Origin of the sequence: uncultured Marinobacter sp., from assembly GCF_947259545.1 — a bacterium.
GTDB lineage: Bacteria > Pseudomonadota > Gammaproteobacteria > Pseudomonadales > Oleiphilaceae > Marinobacter.
The window spans coordinates 1,151,867-1,175,224 of record NZ_CAMYMK010000002.1 but is presented as its reverse complement, the minus strand read 5'-3'; the positions used below and the strand labels follow the sequence as shown (position 1 = coordinate 1,175,224).

Below are 23,358 nucleotides of genomic sequence, written 5' to 3'. Positions count from 1 at the left end.
CCTTCAGAGGTTAGCTCCATAGAAACGCCAGCCTACGGGCTGGCGTTTTTTTGTGCGCAACAGAAAAGGGGCTCCCGAAGGAGCCCCTGTCATTTCACCTAGTATCCTGGTGTTTCCGGTTACCGGGCAATGTGCTGGTACTCCCCTGCATCTTCAGTGGCAAGGCTCACCACCATGATGGCAACCCAGGCAGCGATGAAGCCAGGAATGATTTCGTACACTCCGGGACCACCCATGAACTCACCATTCCAGCCCATTGAAATCCAGAAGATAACGGTGGCTGCACCGGCAACCATGCCTGCGATGGCACCAGCGCCATTCGTACGCGGCCACATCAGTGACAGGATGATCAGCGGGCCAAAGGCCGCGCCAAAGCCTGCCCAGGCGTTACTCACCAGCGCAAGCACCTGAGAGTCCGGGTCAGACGCAATAACAGCCGCAACCAGACCAACCAATACGACGCAAACCCGACCCACATTGACACACTCACGGTCGGAGGCTTCCTTGCGCAAGAACAGGCGATAGAAATCTTCCGTCAGGGAGGACGAGGACACCAGCAGCTGGCTGGAGATGGTGCTCATGACCGCAGCAAGCAGCGCCGCATAGAGGAAACCGGTAATCAGTGGGTGGAATAGCAGGTTCGCCAGAATGATAAAGATGGTTTCCGGATCTTCAACGTCCAGGCCATTGCGGATGGCATATGCCCGGCCGAACACACCCAGAGAGACGGCACCAATCAGAGAGATTGTCATCCAACCCATACCAATATTACGAGCGATAGGCACATCTTTCAGTGTGCGGATCGCCATAAAGCGCACGATGATGTGGGGCTGGCCGAAATAACCCAGACCCCAGGTGACCGCAGACAGCCAGCCTATGATGGTCAGCCCCTCTGTCCAGGAGAGTAGTGTGGGATCGACTGAATTCAGAGTTTCAGACGCCTGCGAATAGCCGCCACCGCCTTCGCCAAAGAGCACAACCGCCGGCATGACCACCAGAGCCAGCATCATGATGCAACCCTGCACAAAATCCGTCATGCTCACCGCCAGGAACCCGCCAACGACGGTATAGGCCAATACCACACCCAGTGTGATGACGATACCTACGGCGTAATCGCTCAGGCCACCAAAATTAAAGATTCCGGCAAAGGCACTTTCGAACAGCTTGCCACCGGCAACCAGACCGGACGCCGTGTAAACCGCGAAGAAGATAACGATAACGATGGCAGACACCGTTCGTAGAGACAGCGACTGGGTCGGGAACCGGTTAGCAAGAAAGGACGGAATCGTGATCGCATTGCCGTAGTGAACCGTCTGCTCACGAAGTCTTGGCGCTACGAGGGTCCAGTTAAAGAACGCACCCACCAACAGACCGATACCGATCCAGGCAGAACCCAGGCCCGATGCAAACAACGCCCCGGGCAACCCCAGAAGCAACCAACCACTCATGTCCGAAGCGCCGGCAGAGAGAGCCGCTACTTTAGGACTGAGCGCTCGCCCACCCAGCATGTAGTCCTCGGATGACGACGTAGCTCTGCGCATTGCATAAATGCCGATGGCAATCATGAGCGCAAAATAAAGAAAGAGACTAATCCAAATACCAATAGCCATGAAACTCCTCCAGTTCAAATGGGACGGAACCCGTTCCGCCCGGGTGGTGCGCTTACCATGTTGATTGCGGTAGTCGCACCCTTTGTTGTTTTATTGCTTTTTCCTGATCCCGTGATAGTGCGCTGCTGTCTTTAACGCCGGCCTCTGAATCTCAATACTTACCTCCGTTTCGTTTGGTTTTTATTGTGCCCCACTCTGAGAGCATAGCGCTCTTCAAACCCTTTCGATTCCAAGGGACAGTAGGGACGCATTGCCGCCTACCGCCGTGGTATTAATGGTGCGGGTACGCTCGGTGGCGAACCTCAGCAGGTAATGCGGGCCACCTGCTTTCGGGCCGGTGCCGGAAAGGCCACGCCCGCCGAATGGCTGCACACCCACCACAGCACCGACCTGGTTGCGGTTGATGTAGCAATTGCCCACTTTTACCCGTTGTTCAATATAGGCCGCGGTGCCTTCACTGCGACTGTGAATGCCCAGCGTCAGTCCGTAACCGGCGCTGTTGATCTCATCGATGACCTGGTCGAGCTTCTCGGCTTTGTAACGCACAACATGAAGGATAGGACCAAAATGCTCCGTCTTCAGCTCATGGATGCCGGAAATGCCGTAGGCCGAAGGGGCAATAAAATAACCAGCCTGACCGGCAGGGGGAACTGGCGCCCTGGCAATGAATCTGGCACTGCTTTCCAGTTCCTGAATATGGTGTTGCAAAGCGGATTGTGCCTCTTCATCAATAACCGGGCCGACATCCGTGCTGTACAGTTCCGGGTTACCAACAGACAATTCCCGCATCGCCCCTGCCAGTAACGTCTCCATTCGCTCTGCCACCTCCTGTTGCAGATACAGCACCCGAAGCGCTGAACACCGTTGACCGGCGCTGGCAAAGGCTGACTGGAGCACGTCCTGTACCACTTGTTCTGGCAAGGCACTGCTGTCCACAATCATCGCGTTCTGGCCGCCTGTTTCCGCGATCAGGGGCACGATAGGTCCCTCTCGCAGGGCCAGAGTGCGGTTGAGAATGTGGGCAACCTGGGTAGATCCGGTGAAGGCGATGCCGGCAATCCTGGGGTCCGGGGTCAGTTTGCCGCCAATTGTTCCGCCATCACCGGGTAACAGTTGAATAACGTCCGGCGGGAATCCAGCTTCCAGCATCAGCTCCATTGCCCGGTGGGCCACCAGGCTGGTCTGCTCCGCCGGTTTGGCAATCACCGTGTTGCCGGCAACCAGCGCCGCCATGATCTGGCCGGTAAAAATAGCCAGGGGGAAGTTCCAGGGACTGATGCAGAGAAATACCCCCCGCCCTTCCATATAAAGCTCATTGCTCTCGCCGGTCGGTCCTGGCAGCGCGACAGCCTTGCCAAATCGGGCACGCCCCTGAATCGCATAGTAGCGACAGAAGTCGACGGCCTCCCGGACTTCGTCTATGCCATCCTGCATGGTTTTGCCCGCTTCACGGCAACAAATAGCCATGAGCTCTTCCATGTGGGCTTCCATCAGATAGGCATACTTTTCGAGACAGCGTGCACGATCCTCTACCGGTCGTTCGCTCCACGTCCGGAAGCCGGCTGCGGCGACATCCAGAGCTTCCGCCGCCTGGGATTCATTGGCCCACACCACATGCCCGACAGGCTGGCTCTGATCGTATGGCGAGCGAACCTCATATCGCTCTCCATCCCTGCGGCGGGTACCGTTAATAACCGGACCGGCGTCCCATCTGGCGTTACGCCACTCGGCCATATGATTTACCAGCGGCTCCAGATGGGCGGCAATGTGGGGGTTAAGGCCTTTTGAATTCCTGCGCTCCCCGCCGTAGATGTCTTTCGGCAGGGGAATGCGGTCGTTGGGCAGGGAATCGTATTTCTGCAACTCCTGGACCGGATCCTGCACCAGAGCCTCGATTGGCGTGGCTGCATCCACCAGGCGATGTACGAATGAGGAGTTGGCACCATTTTCCAGTAAGCGACGTACCAGGTAGGGCAGAAGGTCCTTATGGGCACCGACCGGGGCGTAGATACGAACCGGAATGTCGTGCTCCTGAAGAATGCTGCTGTAAAGCGCATCCCCCATGCCATGGAGGCGCTGGAATTCGATCTTCCGGTCTTTATTCTTAGCCATCGCCAGCACCGAAGCCACGGTATGGGCATTGTGGCTGGCCAACTGGGGATAAAGGGCGCCGTCGGTGTAGTCGCTCAACAGGTAGCGCAAGCACGCCAGATAGGAGGTGTCCGTCGCTTCCTTACGAGTAAACACCGGATAACTGTCGAGGCCAAGCTGTTGGCAAATTTTAATCTCGGTATCCCAATAGGCACCCTTGACCAGACGAATCGGAATCTCGTCGCCCTGCTCTTTTGCCAGCCTGGTCAGCCAACACAGCACAGGCAATGCACGCTTGGAATAGGCCTGAACAACCAGACCAAACCCACCCCAGCCCTGAGTGATCCGTGACCTGTAAACTTTCTCAAAAAGCTTAAGGGAAAGCTCAAGACGGTCCATTTCCTCAGCATCGATGGTGATGGACACGCCCTTTTCCCGCGCCAGCCTCAATAGCCCACCAACGGTCTCGGCCAGCTCCTTGAGAACCCGTTCTTCCTGGGCCACTTCGTACCGTGGATGCAGAGCCGACAGCTTGATGGAAATGGACGGCGCCGGCACGCGGCCGCCAGGGTAGGTATCGTTGCCTACAGACTCAATGGCACGCAGGTAATCCTGCAGATAGCGCTCGGCATCGTCCCTGGTCAAGGCCGCTTCGCCGAGCATGTCGAAGGAATAGGTATAGCCCATGTCACGGTATTCACGGGCGTTCCTCAGGGCTTCGTCGATATCCCGCCCCAGCACAAATTGCTTGCCCATGATCGCCATGGCGCGGTACATGGCACTGCGGATGACAGGCTCGCCGCTGCGCTTGACCAGCCGCTTCCAGATACTGGACGGAGACCCATCAAGGCGCTTATCCATCTTGACCACGTGACCGGTGAGCAGCAGCCCCCAGGTCGAGGCGTTGACCAGTGTGGATTCACTACTCCCCACATGTTTCTGCCAGTCTGCCACCGACATCTTGTCCTCAATCAGGGCATCCGCAGTGTACTTGTCCGGGATTCGCATCAGGGCTTCGGCCAGGCACATCAGCAGGATGCCCTCCTCAGTATCCAGGCTGTACTCCTGAAGCAATGCATCCACCATGTGGACGGCATCATCCTGCTCACGCACTTTCTTTATGAGCGTGGTGGCCATTTCGTTAACAGCGCGCTGTTCAGCCGCATCGCTCTGGGCCAGAGGAATCAGTTCGTTCAGGTAGCGGGTTTCATCAACCGCGTAGTTTCCGGTAATGCTCTCCCAGAAACAGGATCGCGACTGCTCCTGGAATGCCGGCTCAAGAACCTTGCTTGCACTGAACATTGGCATACCCCTTACAGACACCGGGAACTGTGCTCCAGTATCCAACATGATGCTTTCAGGTCAGGAAACAGGCACCTGGTCCCGGCAGCGTCCTGACGATAGTCAACTGAACCTGTAAGTTAGTATTAGTACGGATCTCAGGCTTACAAAATCCTACGATTCTTTTATAAATTAGTCCGAATCTGCTGACTTTTTGTGAAATCAGGCGACTTTTTCACCGAATCGTAACTTGGTAGGAGTCGTGCCCTTATATTTTCTCAGGGCATTGGTAAGGGCAGCCTGGGACGAAAACCCGGTCCGGTAACTGACTTCCGACACTGATAGCCCGGTGGAAAGGAGAAGTTGTGCCGCCTGATCGAGGCGAGTCTGCAACAGAAACTGATGAGGGGTAATGCCGGTGACTTCCCGGAACATTTCATGGAACCGGCTGACACTCAGGCAGGCCACGCCCGCCAGATCGGTGACCGTGATCTTGCGATGCAGATTTTCCATGATATACCGGCGAATGGTGTCCGGCCGGATGGTATGACGATTGGCCTGTACTGGCCGCCCATCGTTCAGGCGCTCCGCCATGCAATGCAGGATACTTGCCGCCAGGTGCTGCTTGAGGCTGTCGTTTTCCGGTGCCCGGTCAAACTCACCTGCGGCGAACTGCACCAGCCCCTGCAGTGTATTATCCATGTCCAGGGTTCTTGGTCGTTCAAACAGGGGAGCCAGCCGCTCGTATTCTGCGTGAGCGGGGGTGTTTATGGCTGGCATGTAGGGATCAAGATTGATGACCAGAACATGGTTCTGATTATCACCACAATAGTCGTGACGGGCTTCCGTGGGCACCAGGCAGGCACGCCACGTATCAAGGTGGGAACCGGTGCCGTCCACGCTCAGGTCTGCCTCTCCCCTCACACCCACGACGATCTGATGATGCTCATGGCGGTGCTGGTGTGACGCTATTGGGAGCTTCAACAAGCGTGCGTTTAACATACCCGGTTTCCGGACTTCTCTTGAGAATGTAACTCAATTAAAGCAGATCAGCTAAAAACTTGCACGAAATTGACCGAAACGTCGACATTATACCGGCAGCGGAGCCATCAGGATGCGTTTGCCACCATCGCGGAGATACGACTTTCCACATCCTCAGTGACCACCTCCAGTGGTCTGGCGGCATCCACGATCTGATAGCGCTCCGGATCTGCCGAGGCACGCTGGAGATAGGTAGCGCGGATGCGCTCAAAAAAGGCCAGGGCTTCCTGCTCAAATCGATCCAGGTCTCCGCGATGACGGGCACGGGTCATTCCGGTTTCGACCGGCGCATCCAGCAGGATCACCTGATCCGGTCGGACATTCCCCTGAACCAGATCTTCCAGTAACGCAATGCGTTCGGCCGGCACACCACGACCACCGCCCTGATAGGCGAACGTGGCATCGGTAAAGCGGTCACACAGCACCCACCGCCCTGCCTTCAGTTCCGGCAGAATACGGGTGTGCAGGTGTTGGGCACGGGCTGCAAACATCAGCAGGAGTTCCGTGATGTCGTTAACCGGCTCGTCCCGTGGCGCCAGCAACAACTCCCGAATGGCTTCTGCCATCGGTGTACCACCGGGCTCCCGGGTGACAATGAACTCCACACCGAGCGCCGCCAGCGTATCCGCCGCGGTCCGCAACTGGGTGGACTTACCCACCCCCTCGGTACCTTCAAAGGTAATGAACCGGCCACGCTGTGTCATGGGGCATCCTCGTTAACTGCGGGAGCCGGGGATGACCGGTAGTCCGAACGGCGATTGAGCTGAAATTCCCTGACAGCCTTCTGGTGTTCGCTCAGTGTCCTGGAAAACTTGTGAGTGCCGTCCCCTCGGGCAACAAAGTAGAGGGCATCGCCCTCTTTTGGGTTCAGTGCCGCATGAATAGCTTCCCTGCCTGGCAGGGCAATAGGTGTGGGCGGCAGGCCGTCAATTCGGTAGGTATTGTAGGGTGTATGGCGCAGCAGATCCTTGCGGGTAATTCGGCCTGCATAGCGGTCACCCATGCCATAGATCACCGTCGGATCCGTCTGTAGCCGCATGCCCTTTTGCAACCGTCGCACAAAGACACCGGCTACCTCGCCACGCTCAGCAGGGGCTCCCGTCTCCCTTTCTACGATGGATGCCATAATCAGGGCTTCATAGGGAGAATCGTACGGCAAGTCTTCCGCGCGGCTCTCCCACTCCTCGGCCAAAACCTGCTCCATACGCTCAAAAGACCGGCGCAGCAAATCCAGATCTGTCTCACCACGGGTAAAGGCGTAAGTATCGGGGAAAAACCGTCCCTCGGGATACTCGCCTTCGGCCCCGACTGCCTTCATGATGGCGTCGTCACTCCAGTCGGTGGTTTCCCTGGTGAGATGCTCGCTGCTCGCCAGAGCCTGCCGCATGTCCTGGAACGTCCAGCCTTCTATGAACTGAATCGACCACTGCTTGGTCTCACCAGCCACCATTTTCGAAAGGATCTGCCGGGGGCTCATGCCAGAGGTGATTTCATACTCCCCGGCTTTCACCTGGATCACTTCCGGATTAAGTCGGCCATGAAGTCGCATCCACAACGAATCCGCCAGAAACCCTTCGGCTTCCAGCTTCCGTGCAACCTGACCAAATCCTGTGCCCAAGGGCACATTGAACAGAACAGGCTCTTCCAGGGCCACCGGAATATCCAGGGTTTTCATGCCCTGCCATACCCAAAGCGCACCACCAGAACCGGCCAGGATCAGGACACAAATAACGGCTATCAGTAACTTCCGGATCAAACTAGGATTCCACTAAATCAAGAGGGTTGAAGATTGTCGCAAGAGCGTCATTTACAGGCAAATCCAGTCCGTCAAATCTGCGAACCGGCACTATACCAATCACGCTGTTCATCAGGTAGAGGCCCTGACAGTCAGATCTTTTGAGCATCGACGGGGAGATTGTCGAATATTCAACTTTTTCGCCCTGGCTTTCCAGGCAATCCATTACATAGCCACGCATGATTCCCGCAACCGCCAGCTGTTCGCGGGGCGGTGTGATCCAATGATCACGGGCTTTCATCAACACGTTGGTGCGTGTGCCCTCCACCAATTGGCCTTCGGAGTCACACATCACCACCTCATAAAGCTCATCGGTCAACTCACGACTCGCCATCACCTGCTCCAGGCGGTTGAGCGTCTTGATACCAGCGAGGCGTGGGTTAACCGTCAGCGGGAAGCCTGAAAGACCTGCTGCAACTCCTTGAGGCGCGGGGAGCGGTGGCATGGCACTGGCGGACACAATCAGACTCGGCACGCTCTCGTCCGCAGGCCGGTATCCACGCCCACCGCTTCCACGGGTAAGTACGAGCTTGAGTACCCAGCCCCCGGAACCAAAGGCCTCAGCGTGCGCCCCGACAGCATCACGCACGGCGTCACGTAATGCCGGTTCGGTGACAGCTATACCCAGCACCGCCGCGTCCGTCACCATTCGCTGGAGATGCCGGGACAGCAGGACCGCCCCGCACCCTTCCATACGAATGGTTTCAAACAGTCCGTCGCCGTAGGACAGACCACGGTCGGTCGCCGAAACACCGCTACTGTCTGCCCAAATCACGTTCAACAATCCGGATCAGCCCTCGTAACGGCGGAAAATCAACGTGCCGTTGGTGCCACCAAAACCGAAGGAGTTGGACAGGGCAACGCGAACATCCGCTTTCCGGCTCTGGTTGGCAACGAAATCCAGATCACAGCCTTCGTCAGGATTGTCCAGATTAATTGTGGGTGGCAACACCCCATCGCGAATCGCCAAAACAGAGAAAATGGCCTCGACCGCACCGGCAGCCCCCAGCAAATGGCCCGTCATGGACTTGGTACTGCTCATGGCGAGATTACTGGCGTGATCGGCAAAAACACCTTTCACCGCAGCCACCTCAGCCACGTCCCCCACCTGGGTCGAGGTACCATGGGCATTGATATAACCAATCTCGGACGGTTCAATACCCGCATCCCGAATGGCGTTCTTCATGGAACGCGCCGCCCCTTCACCGGACTCCGGGGGAGCAGTGATGTGGTGGGCATCATCGCTCATGCCAAACCCGATAACCTCACCGTAAATGGTGGCACCACGGCGCTGGGCATGCTCCAGATCCTCCAATACCAGCACCCCGGCACCGTCACTCAGTACAAAACCGTCCCGCTCCTTGTCCCAGGGGCGGCTCGCCCTTTCCGGCTCGTCGTTGCGGGTGGACAGTGCGCGGGCAGCCGAGAATGCCGCCACACCGGTGCGGGTGGTGGCCATCTCAGAGCCACCCGCCAGCATCACATCGGCGTCACCGTAGGCAATCGTCCGTGCGGCGTAGCCGATGTTGTGGGTACCAGTTGTGCAGGCCGTGGTAATGGCAATATTGGGACCACGATAGCCAAAACGGATTGCCACATTCCCGGAAATCATATTGATAACCGAGGCTGGCACAAAAAACGGAGACACCTTACGCGGACCGGACTTATCCATAGCCAGCACACTTTTCTCGATAAACTCCAGGCCACCGATACCAGAGCCGATGGCGACACCAACGCGCTCGCTATCAAGATCGGTGTAATCTTCCAGGCCACTCGCCTCAACAGCCTGCTGTGCGGCAATCAAGCCATAATGGATAAAAGCATCCAGCTTGCGGGCGTCCTTGGCGGACAGGTAGGGTTCGATGTCCAGATCTTTGATGGCACCGCCTATCCGGGTGTTGTAGCCGGAAGCATCAAAGCGCTCGATCGTCCCTATTCCGCTCCGCCCCGCCTGGATTCCTTCCCACGAGGACTCGACACTGTTACCCAGTGGCGACAGCATGCCCATGCCTGTAATCACAACACGTCGTTTAGTCATAACCCCTTTCACCTGAATTGAACCGTGTGAAACCGAAATCCGAATTTCAGCCAATAAAAAAGCCGTCCTTAGATTTTACACTAGGACGGCTTCTGGCCTGGCTTAAAAAACGTGCAGAGTATCAGGTGTGCGCGACAATGTAGTCGATCGCGTCCTGAACACTTGCCAGCTTCTCGGCCTCTTCATCAGGAATCTCGGTTTCAAATTCCTCTTCCAAAGCCATAACCAGCTCAACGGTGTCCAGTGAGTCAGCGCCAAGATCCTCTACAAAAGAAGATGAGTTCTGAACCTCGGACTCTTTAACGCCCAATTGTTCACAAACGATCTTCTTCACGCGCTCTTCAACTGTACTCATAATGTCCTCACTTTTGTGTCAACCAAGCAACTTAAGTGCTGCCAGTTTAGTTTAAACCCTACCTGCAAACAAGCAGGGATTCTGTTAAACATGTTGTGCGACAAGGAGTTGCGCACAAGCCCTGGAAAGGGCTTATCCCATGTACATGCCGCCGTTTACGTGAATGGTCTCACCCGTTACGTAAGCAGCCGATTCCGACGCCAGGAAGGCAACAACCGCCGCCACCTCCTCCGGTTCACCCAGACGACCAGCGGGTATGACTTCCAGCATAGCCTCACGTTGCTTGTCGTCCAGTTTTCGGGTCATATCCGTGTCGATAAATCCGGGCGCCACGCAGTTAGCCGTGATACCACGATTCGACATTTCCTTGGCCAGGCTTCGGGTAAAGCCCTCGACACCGGCTTTGGCAGCGCAGTAATTACCCTGCCCAGGGTTACCCATAGCGGCGACCACGGAACTGATATTGATGATCCGACCCCAGCGGGCTTTTGCCATGCCCCGAAGCACCGCCTTGCTGGTACGGTACACGCTGGACAGGTTGGTTTCGAGCACCGACGTCCAGTCATCATCTTTCAGGCGCATCAAGAGGTTATCACGGGTGATACCAGCGTTGTTGACCAGAATCACCGGGGCGCCGGATTTCTCCGTCATCGCCTTGAGGCCTGCCTCGATACTTTCGGGGTCCGCCACGTTCATCACGATGCCGTAGCCCTTCAGACCTGCCTCTTTCAATGCGGCAGAAATGGATTCGGCACCATCGGCAGTGGTAGCGGTGCCAACAACTTCAGCACCCTGCTCTGCCAACGCCCTCGCAACGGCTTTCCCAATACCGCGGGTTGCACCGGTAACCAGTGCGGTTTTGCCTTCCAGAGACATGTATCACTCCCTTTATCCAGAACAGCTCCAGGCTGTTTGTTCAGGACTATCCAAGATGGCTCAGGACTTTTCAGGATGGTTCAAGACTGCCCGAATGCGTCCATTGCTTTCGCGAGCGCTTCCGGCTCTTCAATTCCATTCACTGACAAATTGCGGTCGATGCGCTTGATCAGCCCCGCCAGAACCTTGCCTGCCCCACACTCAACGGCAACCTGCACGTCACTGGCAACCAGGGCACGCACTGAGTCGGTCCAGAGCACCGGCGAATACAGCTGTTTGACCAGATTGGCCTTCAGTGTATCGGAATCGGTCTCCGCCGAGGCGTTAACATTCTGTATAACGGGGATGACAGCATCATTAAAGCTGACTTCATCCAGCGCGGTGGCCAGCTCCTCAGCGGCGCCTTTCATCAGCGCACAGTGAGAGGGCACACTCACCGGCAATGGCATGGCCTTGCGCGCCCCTTTCGCCTTGCAGGCTTCGATCGCGCGCTCCACTGCCGCAGCAGAACCGGCAATAACCACCTGGCCGGGCGCATTGAAATTAACAGCGGATACCACATCGCCATTGGCCGCTTCCTCGCAGGCGGCAACCACGTCGGCATCCTCGAGCCCGAGAATAGCCGCCATTTTGCCCTCACCGGCCGGGACCGCATTCTGCATCAGCTCGCCACGCAGTCGTACCAGCTCGACGGCATCCAGAAAGTCCAGGCTTTCCGCCGCCACCAACGCACTGTATTCACCCAGGCTGTGCCCGGCCATAAAACTGGGCCGTTTACCGCCAGCAACAAACCACTGCCGCCACAAGGCAATACTTGCCGTCAGCAGCGCAGGCTGGGTTACCGTGGTCTGGTTGAGCTCTTCTGCGGGGCCTTTCTGACAAAGCTGCCACAGATCATAGCCGAGATGTTGAGACGCTTCGGAGAAGGTCTGTTCGATAATGGGCCAGTGCTCAGCAGCTGTCGCCAGCATGCCTACCGACTGCGCCCCTTGTCCGGGAAAAATAAAGGCTGATTTCATAATTGGAATCTTACCGTCATTGGAGGGTTGCGGGAGATTAGCCAATAGTACAATTTAAGGCATGATCGGACCAATGTACCGGTTCCGGGGGGCAGACATTAGTCTCAGGCAGGTCAAATCATCAAATCATCAAATCATCAAGGCGCTCATTAATACGCTGGGGCACCTCCAGCTCAACCTCCTTGACCGCCTGACGAATGGCCGAGAGCATGGCGCGCTCATTGGCGTTACCATGACTTTTGATCACCACGCCCTGCAGCCCCAGCAGGCTGGCGCCATTATGACGGGAGGGGTCCATCAACCGCAGCAATCGACCGATAATGGGGCGCGCCAGCAAACCCACAAATCGCCCATAGAGGGTGCGGGTAAAGGTCTGCTCCATCAACTCGATCAGCAGGCCTGCCACGCCTTCTCCGGTTTTGAGTGCAATATTGCCGACAAACCCGTCGCAAACCACGACATCGGCCACATCACGAAACAGATCACTGCCTTCCACATACCCTATATAATTGATGGTATCGCACTGGGCCAGCATGTGAGAGGCAAGACGCACCTGCTCATTACCCTTGATCTCTTCCTCACCCACATTAAGCAGTGCAACCCGGGGCTCCGGCTGGGCACAAATAGCGGATGCCATCAGCGAACCCATAAGGGCGTACTGGTAGAGATTTTCAGCGGTGGAATCGACATTGGCGCCCAGGTCGAGCACATGGCACCGACCGCGCAGGGAGGGAATAAGCTTGGAAATCGCCGGGCGTTCAATACCCGGGTACATACGAATAATGGACCGACCGAACGCCATCAGTGCGCCGGTATTACCCGCACTGACACAACCCTGTGCCTCGCCGTCGCGCACCAGACCAAGGGCGACCGCCATGGAGGAATTGCGCTTGTGCCTGAGCGCATGGGACGGACGCTCGTTCATCCGAACCACATCCGCCGCTTCGACGATGCGAATTCGGGAGTGCCCAGGATCCAAAAAAGCCTCAAGCTCGCTCCGGATACCTACCAGAACAAGACTCAAGGCTTCATTTTCGCGCACCGCTTCCAGTGCCGCGGAGACAACGACTTCTGCTCCGCGATCACCGCTCATGGCATCGATCGCAACGGTGACATCAGTCACCCGTTTTGCATCCGGCACTGGATTGCGGCCTGACTGCAACGAATTACTCGTCGCGCGCTTCGATTACCTGCTTACCACGGTAAAAACCGTCCGGAGACACGTGGTGACGACGATGAACTTCGCCGGTAGTGGTGTCAGTGGACAGAGTTGTAGCGCTCAGGGCGTCGTGTGAACGGCGCATGCCACGCTTTGAGCGGGTCTTTCGGTTTTGCTGTACAGCCATGATTATGCTCCTGACCTGTTAACGTGAACTAAAACAGTAACGTATGTTCGTTAAAATCGCGCCGGCTTCCCGCAGGACACCGCGCCCGGTTAATGCTTCTTCGTCTTGAGATCCGCCAGCACACTGAACGGGTTCTCACCCGACGGTTTCTCCGGCCTGGCCGGCTCACCATCAGGCTCGTATGCTTCCAGATCTTCCCGGGCCGGACAGTCGTTCCGGTCGTGAAGCGGGAATGGTGGCAGCACCAACAGCAGTTCGTCTTCACACATGGACCAGAGGTCCGCGCTGAATTCATCCGTCAGGAACGGCTCGAGCTCCTTCGGTAACTGCTGCGCCTGTTCATCACTGGTAACGAGCCCCAGTGTAAATTCTGAATCCAGTGCCTGGTGCATGGCATTCATGCAGCGCTGACATTCCAGATCGACCGGAGCCTGTAACTCACCCGATACGATGCGACGACGCTGACTGTCCATGCTGAATGACAGACGAACCCGACACACCGCGCCCTCCTCAAAACCCTGAATCGCTTCACGGAAACGTGACAATCCACTCAGAGGAATCTCTCCCTCCAACACAGTGTTCTGTTCCGCCAACCGATAGGGATCGACAGATCTGGGCAACTCGGCGTTTGACGCTTTTGACATAGGCGCGCAATTTTAGGGGCCCGACCGGCCGCTGTCAAAGACTTCATTGCCTTTTACACAGCGGTTCCGGTATGAATAGGTGTATTCTACGACAATTCCCGACAGGACAGGAACAAAACAGGCTACTTCATGAAGTCGCAATCATTACTGCTCGCCTCATCCTCCCCCTACCGCAAGGAGCTGCTTCAGCGACTGGGCCTGCCGTTTATCAGCGCAAGCCCGGATATCGACGAATCCACCCAGCCCGGCGAAACCGCGGAAGAACTGGCAGTCAGGCTGGCCGAACAAAAGGCCCGGGCACTGACATCCGACTACCCCGGACACTGGATTATCGGCTCGGACCAGGTTGCCTGCCTACCCGACGGCAGCATCCTCAACAAACCAGGCAACCACGAAGAGGCCGTCCGCCAGCTCACCAGATGCAGTGGCCAGCGGGTGACCTTCCTGACAGGCCTTGCTCTGATAGACACTGACACAGGCGCAACCCTGACCCATTGCGAGCGATTTCAGGTGCAATTCCGCCACCTGGAAACAACAGAGATCGAACACTACCTGCACCGGGAGCAGCCTTATGACTGTGCCGGCAGCTTCAAGATGGAAGGGCTGGGCATAGCGCTGTTCGAATCCCTGGAAGGCCGGGACCCGAACAGCCTGGTCGGCCTGCCACTGATTGCCCTGACTGACATGCTGAGAGCATGGGGACTGAACCCGCTACTGCTCTAACCAAACCTGTTACCGGAGCTCGAAACGGGCTTCCATCATGCGATTGGCCAGGGCACTACCGACAGACACTCCGAACTGGTCAACGATATTCTGCAGTGGGGACTTGCGACGACTGTAGTCGACCAGCTCCTCCTCACCAATAACCTGACGGGCTACATGGGAGGCACTGCCGAGACCATCAACCAACCCCAGCTCCAGGGCCTGCTCGCCACTCCAGACCAGACCGGAAAACAGGCGTTCGTCGTCCGACAAACGCTCACCGCGCCCCTCACGAACCTTCTCAATAAACTGACTGTGGGTGGTTTCCAGCACACCCTGCCAGAAAGCGACCTCTTCTTCATTTTCCGGAGAGAACGGATCCAGAAAGGCTTTATTCTCACCTGCGGTATAAAGGCGACGGTCAACCCCGACCTTATCCATCATTTCGGTAAATCCGAAGCCACCGGCCACAACACCGATAGAACCTACCAGACTGGCCTTGTCGGCATATATTTCATCCGCAGCCGCGGCAATGTAGTAGGCACCCGAGGCACCAATGTCGGAAATGACGGCATACACTTTCTTGTCCGGATACTCGCCACGAAGACGCTGAATCTCATCGTAGACATACCCGGACTGGACCGGACTGCCACCCCCACTGTTAATACGCAACACAACTGCAACGGAATTATCCGCCTCGAAGGCTTCACGCAGGGAACTGACAATATTATCCGCGCTGGCAAGCTCGTCAGCGGCAATCATTCCGTTGATTTCAATCAGGGCTGTATGTGACCCGGTAGCCGCATCCAGACTGCCACCCAACGGGAACTTGATAATAAACAGCAATGCAATCAGATAGGAGAACGTCAACAGCTTGAAAAAGATCCCCCAGCGGCGACTTTTTCGCTGTTCGGACTGAAGGGAAAGCACCAGCTTTTCAATCAGCTTCCAGTCGCGACCACTTTCAGGTGGCAGGCTCGGCTTCTTACCCGCCTTTGGCGACTGATTCTCCGCGGGAGCATCACCCCATTCGGGTTTGTTATCTGAATCCCAATCACTCATACACAGATTCCTTAGTTACTGATACTGCTCACAAACCCAGCACTTCCCGTAATTCCTGCACGGAATCGACAACGGCACGGGGCTTATACTGCCCGAGAACATCCCGCTTGTGGACACCCCACTCCACCCCGATAGACGGCATTCCGATGCGCTGCGCCATTTCCAGATCGTAGCGGGTATCGCCGATCATCACCGCCTCCGAAGGCTCAATACCGTAGAACGTAATGATTTCCTTCAACATGGCCGGATCCGGCTTGGAACGGGTCTCGTCAGCACACCGGGTAATATCAAAGTGAGGTCCCAGGCCACTGGACTCCAGCGCGCCATCCAGCCCCCGACGGCTTTTCCCGGTCGCCACCGAGCACCCTCGTCCACCCAGACGAATATCGGTTACCACATCCGCCATACCCTCAAACACATTCTGGGGCGTGGTCACCTTGGAAAAAAAGTACCGGGCGTAACCTTCGCGGATCGCACTCATTTCTTCACGAGTGATACCGGGGTAGAGCTTATCCAACGCCTCCACCATACCCAGTCCGATGATATCCCGGTAAGCCTCACGCTCAAGCGCCGGATAGCCCAAGTCGGTGGCCGCCTGATGCAGGCTGTCCGCAATATGCTCCACGGAATCCACCAGAGTGCCATCCCAGTCAAAAATTACGACTTTAACGTCCATAAACCTGTTCCTGATCTCCCGATAAACCGGCTCTAAAGGCCGGCATTACCGGTTTGAATTGCGACGTAACGCCAGCCTGTCGAGAAACTGCTGAAACGCATCGTCATAAGCTGCCTCCAGCCGCACCGCCTCACCGCTCACGGGCAGGGAAAACTCCAGCGCGCGGGCGTGCAGCATCAGCCTCTGCCCACCGGCCGCACGAAACGCTTTCAGGCTGACATCATCCATATACTTATCATCCCCGGCAATTGGATGCCCCGCCCACAACGCATGCACGCGAATCTGGTGGGTTCGACCGGTCACTGGCGAGGCTTCAACCAGACTGTAACCAGCAAATGCCGAGAGACACCTGAAGGTGGTCAGCGACGCCTTGCCCGCGTCATCCACCCTGACCCGGCGCTCGCCATTGGGCATCTCATAACGCAACAGAGGCTGCTCCACCCGCCTTAACTCATCCGGCCAGTCGCCAGCCACGAGGGCGTGATAATGCTTGCGTATGCGCTTTTGGCGCAGCTCATCCTGCAGGTAACGCAACGCGGATCGCTTTTTGGCCACCATGACCAGCCCCGAGGTATCCCGATCCAGCCGATGCACCAACTCAAGGAAACGAGCCTCCGGACGGGCGGAACGAAGCACTTCGATCAGCCCGAAACTCAGGCCACTCCCTCCATGCACGGCAATGCCGGCAGGCTTGTTGACCACCAGCATGTGCTCATTCTCGAACACAATGGCACTCTCCATCACACCCTGCACCCGAGAACCCGGCGCCACCTGCTCGGGCTTTTCCTTCCGCGTCACTGGCGGAATACGCACCTCATCGCCGGCCTTGAGTCGGGTATCCGGCCTTACCCTGCCCTTGTTAACCCTGACTTCGCCCTTGCGAATAACGCGGTAGATGATGCTCTTGGGAACACCCCGGAGTTGCGCCAACAGAAAGTTATCCAATCGCTGACCTTCATTATCCTCATCCACGGCGACCCGACGGACACCCTCGCGAACCTCGCCGGATTTGACCTCTGCCGGCGCAGACGCCTGCTGTGCCCGACTTCCCGTTCTCGGCTTCTGATGGCGGGCAGGCTTCTCCCGCCGGGGACCGGAACGCTGTGCCTGCCTGTTTCTGGGAGCTTTGGACATGAATACCTTATCGGTGATGCAAATGCGGGATTGAAGGCCCGAAAGAATACTGTTATATTCCGGCGTGCTTTGCCGTTTGTCTACGGCCTGACCCAATGAGTCAGAAGCCGGAGCGGCAGAAGTATACCGACACTATTTAAGAGTTTGAACGCCGTAAGCCCAATCATTACCGGGTACGGCGATTAAAATGCTCCCCGGCCATCACGGCAAGCCACATGAAGGCCCCTGACCGGATCCCGGGAGAGTGGAAACAACCGTACGGAAAACCGTCGGGCGACATCGCGAAGAATCATTACCAGCACGCAGGGCCGGGCCGTCCAGCTTACGAATACGACGTGAGACCCAGGCACCAGTGTGAACCTGAAAACGGATAACATGCGTCAACAGACACTTACCTTACACGACTTCTCCCTGCCCCATGGCAGACGGACCGTCGGCGGTGGTCTAAGGCTCACGGGACAGTATCCCCTGAGGGCCTGATCCGTCTGGCCGCCGGTTCGCTTCAGCAGTAGGAAGCCCGCGGCACGCACGTTCTGCTTCGCAGATGAATCTCCCCCGGTTTTCTGTCAAAACCAAACGACAGGAACCCTTTCTTTCCATGAAAAGAATGCTAATTAATGCAACTCATCCTGAAGAGTTGCGCGTCGCCCTCGTTGACGGCCAGCGTCTGTTTGATCTTGATATCGAATCCAGCTCCCGTGAGCAGAAAAAAGCCAACATCTACAAGGGTCGCATTACCCGAGTAGAGCCCAGCCTCGAAGCCGCCTTTGTGGATTTCGGCGCAGACCGGCATGGCTTTCTGCCCCTGAAGGAAATCTCCAAGGAGTACTTCAAGAAATCCCCGGGACAGATCGAAGGCAAGATCAACATCAAGGACGTGGTCTCTGAAGGCCAGGAAGTCATTATTCAGGTGGACAAGGAAGAGCGCGGCAACAAAGGCGCTGCTCTGACTACATTCATTTCTCTCGCAGGCCGCTACCTGGTCCTGATGCCCAACAACCCCCGTGCCGGCGGTATTTCCCGCCGCATTGAAGGCGATGAGCGTGCCCAGCTGAAAGAGGCCATGAACGACGTTCAGGTGCCAAAATCCATGGGCATTATCGTGCGCACCGCCGGCATCGGCCGTACCACGGAAGAGCTCCAGTGGGACCTCGACTATCTGGTGCAGTTCTGGGAAGCCATCACCCAGGCCGCCAGCGAGCGCAAGGCGCCTTTCCTGATCCATCAGGAAAGCAACGTCATCATTCGTGCGGTACGCGACTACCTGCGCCAGGACATCGGCGAAGTACTGATCGATGCCCCCACCGTGTACGAAGACGTCCTGAACTTTGTGCGCGCGGTCATGCCCACGTTCGAGAACAAGATCAAGCTGTACAAGGATGAAATTCCGCTGTTCAGCCGCTACCAGATCGAAGGTCAGATTGAGACTGCATTCCAGCGTGAAGTGAAGCTGCCTTCTGGCGGTTCCATCGTTATCGACCCGACCGAGGCGCTGGTGTCCATCGACATCAACTCCTCGCGCGCCACCAAGGGCCATGACATCGAGGAAACCGCGCTGCAGACCAACCTGGAAGCCGCGGAAGAGATCGCACGCCAGCTGCGGCTGCGCGACATGGGCGGCCTGATTGTGATCGATTTCATCGACATGACGCCTGCCAAACACCAGCGCGAAGTCGAGCAGAAGATGCGCGAAGCGCTGGAAATCGACCGTGCACGGGTTCAGGTCGGCAAGATCTCCCGCTTTGGCCTGCTGGAGATGTCCCGACAGCGCCTGCGGCCGTCGCTGGGTGAAACGCGCAGCGAAGTCTGCCCTCGCTGTGAGGGGCAAGGCACCATCCGCGGGATTGAATCCCTCGCCCTGAGCATCATGCGCCTGATTTACGAAGAGTCTTCCAAAGAGAAGACGGGCGAAGTGCGGGCCATCGTGCCTGTCGCCGTTGCCACCTTCCTGCTCAACGAGAAGCGCAAGCAGCTTGCTGACATTGAAGCGCGCCAGGAAGTCAGCCTTGTTGTCGTACCTGCGCCTCATATGGAAACGCCGCATTTCGAGATCGTCCGCATGCGTGATGACGAGGCCGGCCCCGAGCATGTCTCCAGTTATCAGGTGGCCGAGGAATACAGCCAGCGCGAAGAAGAAGTGTTTGAGGCCCCCGCTGCGCAGCAACCGGCTCGCGAACAGGCCGCAGTGAAGGCCATCCGCCCCACTGCCCCGGCGCCGACTCCGGCAAAGGCAGCGACCACTGCGGCGAACGATCAGGAAGAAGGCCTGTTCCGGAAACTCGGCCGCAAAATTGCCTGCTTCTTCAGGGGTGAAAGCACCACCACCGACAAAGAGCAGCAACAAACACCACGCACCGTTCGCGAAGACCGTCGCAACCAGGGCCGCCAGGATCGCCGCAAATCCCGCGTAGCACGGGATGATGGCCGCCAGGGCAACCGCAGCGGTGCCGATCGCAGGCAGTCCGGTCAACAGACTCGAGGCGACGACAACCGTAATCGTAACCGTAACCGCGGTGACGACCAGGCCCGTGGTGGCCAGCAGGGTCGTCAGGGTGCGGATGGCAAAGGTGGCGACAACCGTCGCGGCGGTCAGGGCCGCGGTCAGGGCCGTAACCGTCCACAGCGGGACCAGAAAGATCAGCGCGATCAGAAGGACCAGAAGGACAACCGCGAGCAACAGGACAGCACAGCCGGCAAGGGCACTCCTGAAAAAGGCGGTAGCGATGAAAAACGCCGCAAGCCGCGCCGCGCCCGTAACCGCGATGGCTCTCCAGCCGAAACGCCGGCATCCACGCCAGCAGAGCGCAAGACGTCTCGCAGCGAGCGGCACCAGAAGGACACTCAGCCGGAAGAACGCCAGGATACCTCCAAACCAGAGGTGAAGACCGACGCCAGGCCGAAAGCTGCGGAAGCCCAGGCACCGAAGGCCGAGAACAAGCCTTCTGAAAAGGCCACCAAGACTGAGAGCCAGGCCCCGGCCAAGGCAGAGAAGAAGTCTGAAAAACCTGAACAGAAGGGCGAGTCAAAGGCTGCGGAGAAGGCTCAGGGCGCACCAGAGCAGGCCGCTGACGCACAAGCCGAAGCCAAGTCCGAGCGCAAACCCGCACGCAAGCAGCGGGAGAAAAAGGCTGAGGACAAGGCAGAGGACAAATCTGCGCCTTCGCAGCCCGAAAAGCCGGTAGCGGCAGCCGAAGACAAGTCCGAAAAGACTGACAAGGCTGTGGAAGCGCCCAAGACCGAAAACAAAGCAGCTGACAGCAAGCCGGCAACCAGCGGTGAGGCTCAGAAAGCCCCGGAAATGTCGGAAGCCGCTGCAAAGCCTGCCCAGCAGGACAAGCAACCAGCTGAAGCCGAAGCGCAAGCACCGAAAGCAGAGGCCGCCAAGCCAGAGGCCCCGGCTGCCGAGACGGGTACCGAGCCAAAAGCTGAGCGCGCCGCAGAACAGTCGGCGCCCAAGGCAGAGAAACCTGCGGCACAACCCGAAAAATCGGATGCTCAGCCTGAGACCGAGACTGCACCTGCAGAGAAACCGGCCGAGGCAAAGAAACAGCCCGAGCCAGAGGCCAGGCAGCCGGCGCCCGAGACCAAACAGTCCGAGCCAGAAGAAGCTAAACAGCCTGAGCCAGAAACAAAGCAGCCGGAGAAAGCAGCCGAGCAACCGAGTGCCGACAAGGCACCGGAAGTACCGGTAACGCCCGGACGTGCCTACAATGATCCGAGAGAAGTTCGCAAACGTCAGCGAGCTGCGGAAGAGGCCAAAAAGGCCGGGAGTAACTAAGGCATGCTATCCAATTCGGATATTGAAGCACTGGAAGATATTCTGTTCGCGGAACCCTGGGGCGACGATGCCCTGGATTTCTTCGGGCTTCACGGAGTGGTTTGCGCCAGCGTTGTCGGACCGGTTGAACTGTCGGCGGAAGAAATCTTCCGTCTGGCCACGGGAAGCGACGAGCTTCCCGGCGGTCAGGTACCGGAGATATTCAGCCACTGCGTCCACCAGCTGACAAAGGACATGGCTCATTCCCTGGACATGGGACAGCCCCTTGAGCTCCCCGAACCAGAGGACGGCGACCCAATGAACGCACTGGAAAACTGGTGCGCCGGGTTCGTCGACACCTTCCTGGAGCGAGAAGATGAATGGCTGCAGGCCGGGGGCGAAGATGAAACCGCTGACCTCCTGGTGCCAATGCTGACTTTGTCCGGCCTGTTCGAGGATGAGGACTTCCAGAATGTCCGTAATAGCGACAAGCTGTCCCGACAGATGGCGGATGCTATTCCGGATTCACTGACCGACCTGTACCTGCTCTTTCACGCGCCCGATTAGACTAAGCGCGCCCTGCAGGTTGCCTGAAATGATGCCAGACCGGCTCCAGCCCGTCTGGCATTTTCATGATATTGCCCAGCTCACACCAGGGCGCCCCCGGGAAATGGAAATCGCTTCCCTGGGAGGCCAGCAACTCCTGCCGGCGGCACAGCTCCGCCAGAAATCCCAGATCACCACTGGATTGGCCGGAGGTTGATACCTCAATCGAACGCCCCCCGGCCCTTATGAAATCGTGAACCAGATTGCGCAGCTTGGTAGCCGTCATCCGGTATTTGCGTGGATGGGCCAATACCGCAACTCCGCCAGCATCAGTGATCCACCGGACAACTTCCGATAGCTCCGGCCAAAAGGCCTTTACATCTCCGGGCTTACCGGCTCCCAGATAACGCTTGAATGCCTGTGCCGAGTCCTTCACTTTGCCTTCTTCCACCAACACCCGGGCAAAGTGGGGCCGTCCCGGCACATCACCACCGGCTTTGTCGGTGGCCTTGCCCAGCAAATCAGGGACGCCAACTTTGTGAAGGCGCTCATCAATCATCCGCGCCCGGGCCCAGCGATTCTCATGCTGACGGGCGAGCGCCTCCACAAAAGCCCCATTGTTACGGTCAAAATCAAGGCCAACCACATGAATGGTCTGGGTTTTCCAGAGGCAGGACAGCTCGGTGCCACTGATCAGTGTAATTCCGGAGGTATCCGCCGCGACTTGCGCTTCCGGCAGACCTTCAATGGTGTCATGGTCAGTCAACGCCAGGTGGGTGACACCCTTTTCGACGGCCCTGCAAACCACCTCAGCCGGCGCCAGGGCACCATCCGATGCCGTGCTGTGGCAGTGCAGGTCAATGCAGAACGAAGATTCTTGGGGTATAGTCACAAAAATTCCTGAAGCTAATATGAAATTCTGACAGGCAGTGTACCAGTCAAGCCATTGCCTGTATCACACAATGTCCCGGAGACTTTCATGTACTACGCCATTATCAGCGAGGACGTCGATAACAGCCTGCCGCTGCGGCAAACCGCCCGCCCCGCACACATTGAACGTCTTCAGGCGCTCAAGGCCGAGGGGCGGCTGTTGGTAGCCGGACCTCATCCTGCCCTGGACACTCCGGAACCCGGCGAAGCCGGCTTTACCGGCAGTCTTGTGATCGCCGAGTTCGACTCCCTGGAGGCTGCACAGCACTGGGCAGACGCTGACCCGTACGTAGACGCGGGTGTTTACCAGAAAGTCACCGTCAAGCCGTTCAAGGCCGTCCTGCCCTGAACCGCGACAGGGGTCCATGAGCGTATTGTAATAATACGTTGCTTGAACACCGGGGAAGCTGTGACAAAATTGCGTCTTTAAACGCTGACTGTCCGACCATCGCAAA

General features: G+C 57.4%; 21 protein-coding genes. 4 read left to right on the top strand and 17 right to left on the bottom strand.

Annotated elements, in window-relative coordinates; all coding sequences use genetic code 11:
- Window positions 1-119: 119 nt before the first annotated feature.
- The 13 genes from putP to Q0Y21_RS05475 form a co-directional block, all read right to left on the bottom strand.
- Window positions 120-1,610, bottom strand: coding sequence for a sodium/proline symporter PutP (gene putP, locus Q0Y21_RS05535; protein ID WP_297792352.1), 1,491 nt, complete (start codon window positions 1,608-1,610; stop codon window positions 120-122).
- 213 nt (window positions 1,611-1,823) lie between these two features.
- Entirely contained in the window at window positions 1,824-5,003 is a 3,180-nt protein-coding gene (gene putA / locus Q0Y21_RS05530; RefSeq protein ID WP_297792350.1) for a bifunctional proline dehydrogenase/L-glutamate gamma-semialdehyde dehydrogenase PutA, read from the bottom strand.
- A gap of 201 nt (window positions 5,004-5,204) precedes the next feature.
- Window positions 5,205-5,984 (bottom strand): AraC family transcriptional regulator, encoded by a 780-nt coding sequence (locus tag Q0Y21_RS05525; protein ID WP_297792348.1) that lies wholly within the window; start codon window positions 5,982-5,984, stop codon window positions 5,205-5,207.
- Between the two features lie 107 nt (window positions 5,985-6,091).
- Window positions 6,092-6,727: a dTMP kinase gene (tmk, locus tag Q0Y21_RS05520; RefSeq protein WP_297792346.1), complete on the bottom strand. Its 636-nt coding sequence runs from the start codon at window positions 6,725-6,727 to the stop codon at window positions 6,092-6,094.
- Complete coding sequence (gene mltG, locus Q0Y21_RS05515) at window positions 6,724-7,779, bottom strand: endolytic transglycosylase MltG (RefSeq protein WP_297792344.1); 1,056 nt, start codon at window positions 7,777-7,779, stop codon at window positions 6,724-6,726. The genes tmk and mltG overlap by 4 nt, the downstream gene beginning before the upstream one ends.
- Window position 7,780: 1 nt before the next feature.
- Window positions 7,781-8,593, bottom strand: coding sequence for an aminodeoxychorismate lyase (pabC, locus tag Q0Y21_RS05510; protein ID WP_366517649.1), 813 nt, complete (start codon window positions 8,591-8,593; stop codon window positions 7,781-7,783).
- 15 nt (window positions 8,594-8,608) lie between these two features.
- The gene (gene fabF, locus Q0Y21_RS05505; protein ID WP_297792340.1) at window positions 8,609-9,856 is read right to left on the bottom strand and encodes a beta-ketoacyl-ACP synthase II; all 1,248 of its coding nucleotides are present in this window, start codon (window positions 9,854-9,856) and stop codon (window positions 8,609-8,611) included.
- Between the two features lie 121 nt (window positions 9,857-9,977).
- A complete protein-coding gene (gene acpP, locus Q0Y21_RS05500) occupies window positions 9,978-10,211 on the bottom strand; it encodes an acyl carrier protein (RefSeq protein WP_012136033.1) in 234 nt (77 codons plus the stop codon).
- A gap of 132 nt (window positions 10,212-10,343) precedes the next feature.
- Entirely contained in the window at window positions 10,344-11,087 is a 744-nt protein-coding gene (fabG, locus tag Q0Y21_RS05495) for a 3-oxoacyl-ACP reductase FabG (protein ID WP_297792335.1), read from the bottom strand.
- 80 nt (window positions 11,088-11,167) lie between these two features.
- Window positions 11,168-12,106 carry an ACP S-malonyltransferase gene (gene fabD, locus Q0Y21_RS05490; RefSeq protein WP_297792333.1) on the bottom strand — a complete coding sequence of 313 codons (939 nt, stop codon included), beginning with the start codon at window positions 12,104-12,106 and terminating at the stop codon, window positions 11,168-11,170.
- 121 nt (window positions 12,107-12,227) lie between these two features.
- A complete protein-coding gene (gene plsX, locus Q0Y21_RS05485) occupies window positions 12,228-13,229 on the bottom strand; it encodes a phosphate acyltransferase PlsX (RefSeq protein WP_297792512.1) in 1,002 nt (333 codons plus the stop codon).
- A gap of 43 nt (window positions 13,230-13,272) precedes the next feature.
- Complete coding sequence (gene rpmF / locus Q0Y21_RS05480; protein WP_297792331.1) at window positions 13,273-13,452, bottom strand: 50S ribosomal protein L32; 180 nt, start codon at window positions 13,450-13,452, stop codon at window positions 13,273-13,275.
- Between the two features lie 89 nt (window positions 13,453-13,541).
- Window positions 13,542-14,096: a YceD family protein gene (locus Q0Y21_RS05475; protein WP_297792329.1), complete on the bottom strand. Its 555-nt coding sequence runs from the start codon at window positions 14,094-14,096 to the stop codon at window positions 13,542-13,544.
- A 129-nt stretch (window positions 14,097-14,225) separates the two neighbouring features.
- Between Q0Y21_RS05475 and Q0Y21_RS05470 the strand changes: the two genes are divergently transcribed.
- Window positions 14,226-14,819 (top strand): nucleoside triphosphate pyrophosphatase, encoded by a 594-nt coding sequence (locus Q0Y21_RS05470; RefSeq protein WP_297792327.1) that lies wholly within the window; start codon window positions 14,226-14,228, stop codon window positions 14,817-14,819.
- A gap of 9 nt (window positions 14,820-14,828) precedes the next feature.
- Here the strand turns inward: Q0Y21_RS05470 and Q0Y21_RS05465 are convergent, their stop codons facing one another.
- From Q0Y21_RS05465 to rluC, 3 genes are read right to left on the bottom strand one after another with little or no spacing between them, the layout of a single operon-like run.
- Entirely contained in the window at window positions 14,829-15,860 is a 1,032-nt protein-coding gene (locus Q0Y21_RS05465) for a S49 family peptidase (protein WP_297792325.1), read from the bottom strand.
- A gap of 28 nt (window positions 15,861-15,888) precedes the next feature.
- Window positions 15,889-16,536 carry an HAD-IA family hydrolase gene (locus Q0Y21_RS05460; protein WP_297792323.1) on the bottom strand — a complete coding sequence of 216 codons (648 nt, stop codon included), beginning with the start codon at window positions 16,534-16,536 and terminating at the stop codon, window positions 15,889-15,891.
- 45 nt (window positions 16,537-16,581) lie between these two features.
- Window positions 16,582-17,670 (bottom strand): 23S rRNA pseudouridine(955/2504/2580) synthase RluC, encoded by a 1,089-nt coding sequence (rluC, locus tag Q0Y21_RS05455; protein ID WP_297792321.1) that lies wholly within the window; start codon window positions 17,668-17,670, stop codon window positions 16,582-16,584.
- Window positions 17,671-18,268: 598 nt separating this feature from the next.
- Here rluC and rne point away from each other — a divergent pair.
- Both rne and Q0Y21_RS05445 read left to right on the top strand, forming a co-directional pair.
- Window positions 18,269-21,448 (top strand): ribonuclease E, encoded by a 3,180-nt coding sequence (gene rne, locus Q0Y21_RS05450; protein ID WP_297792319.1) that lies wholly within the window; start codon window positions 18,269-18,271, stop codon window positions 21,446-21,448.
- A gap of 3 nt (window positions 21,449-21,451) precedes the next feature.
- A complete protein-coding gene (locus Q0Y21_RS05445) occupies window positions 21,452-21,994 on the top strand; it encodes a YecA family protein (protein ID WP_297792317.1) in 543 nt (180 codons plus the stop codon).
- A 1-nt stretch (window position 21,995) separates the two neighbouring features.
- Here Q0Y21_RS05445 and Q0Y21_RS05440 read toward each other — a convergent pair whose 3' ends face one another.
- Window positions 21,996-22,865: a PHP domain-containing protein gene (locus Q0Y21_RS05440; protein WP_297792315.1), complete on the bottom strand. Its 870-nt coding sequence runs from the start codon at window positions 22,863-22,865 to the stop codon at window positions 21,996-21,998.
- Window positions 22,866-22,952: 87 nt separating this feature from the next.
- On the opposite strand from Q0Y21_RS05440, the gene Q0Y21_RS05435 reads away from it, so the two are divergent.
- A complete protein-coding gene (locus Q0Y21_RS05435; protein ID WP_297792313.1) occupies window positions 22,953-23,252 on the top strand; it encodes a YciI family protein in 300 nt (99 codons plus the stop codon).
- Window positions 23,253-23,358 lie beyond the last annotated feature (106 nt).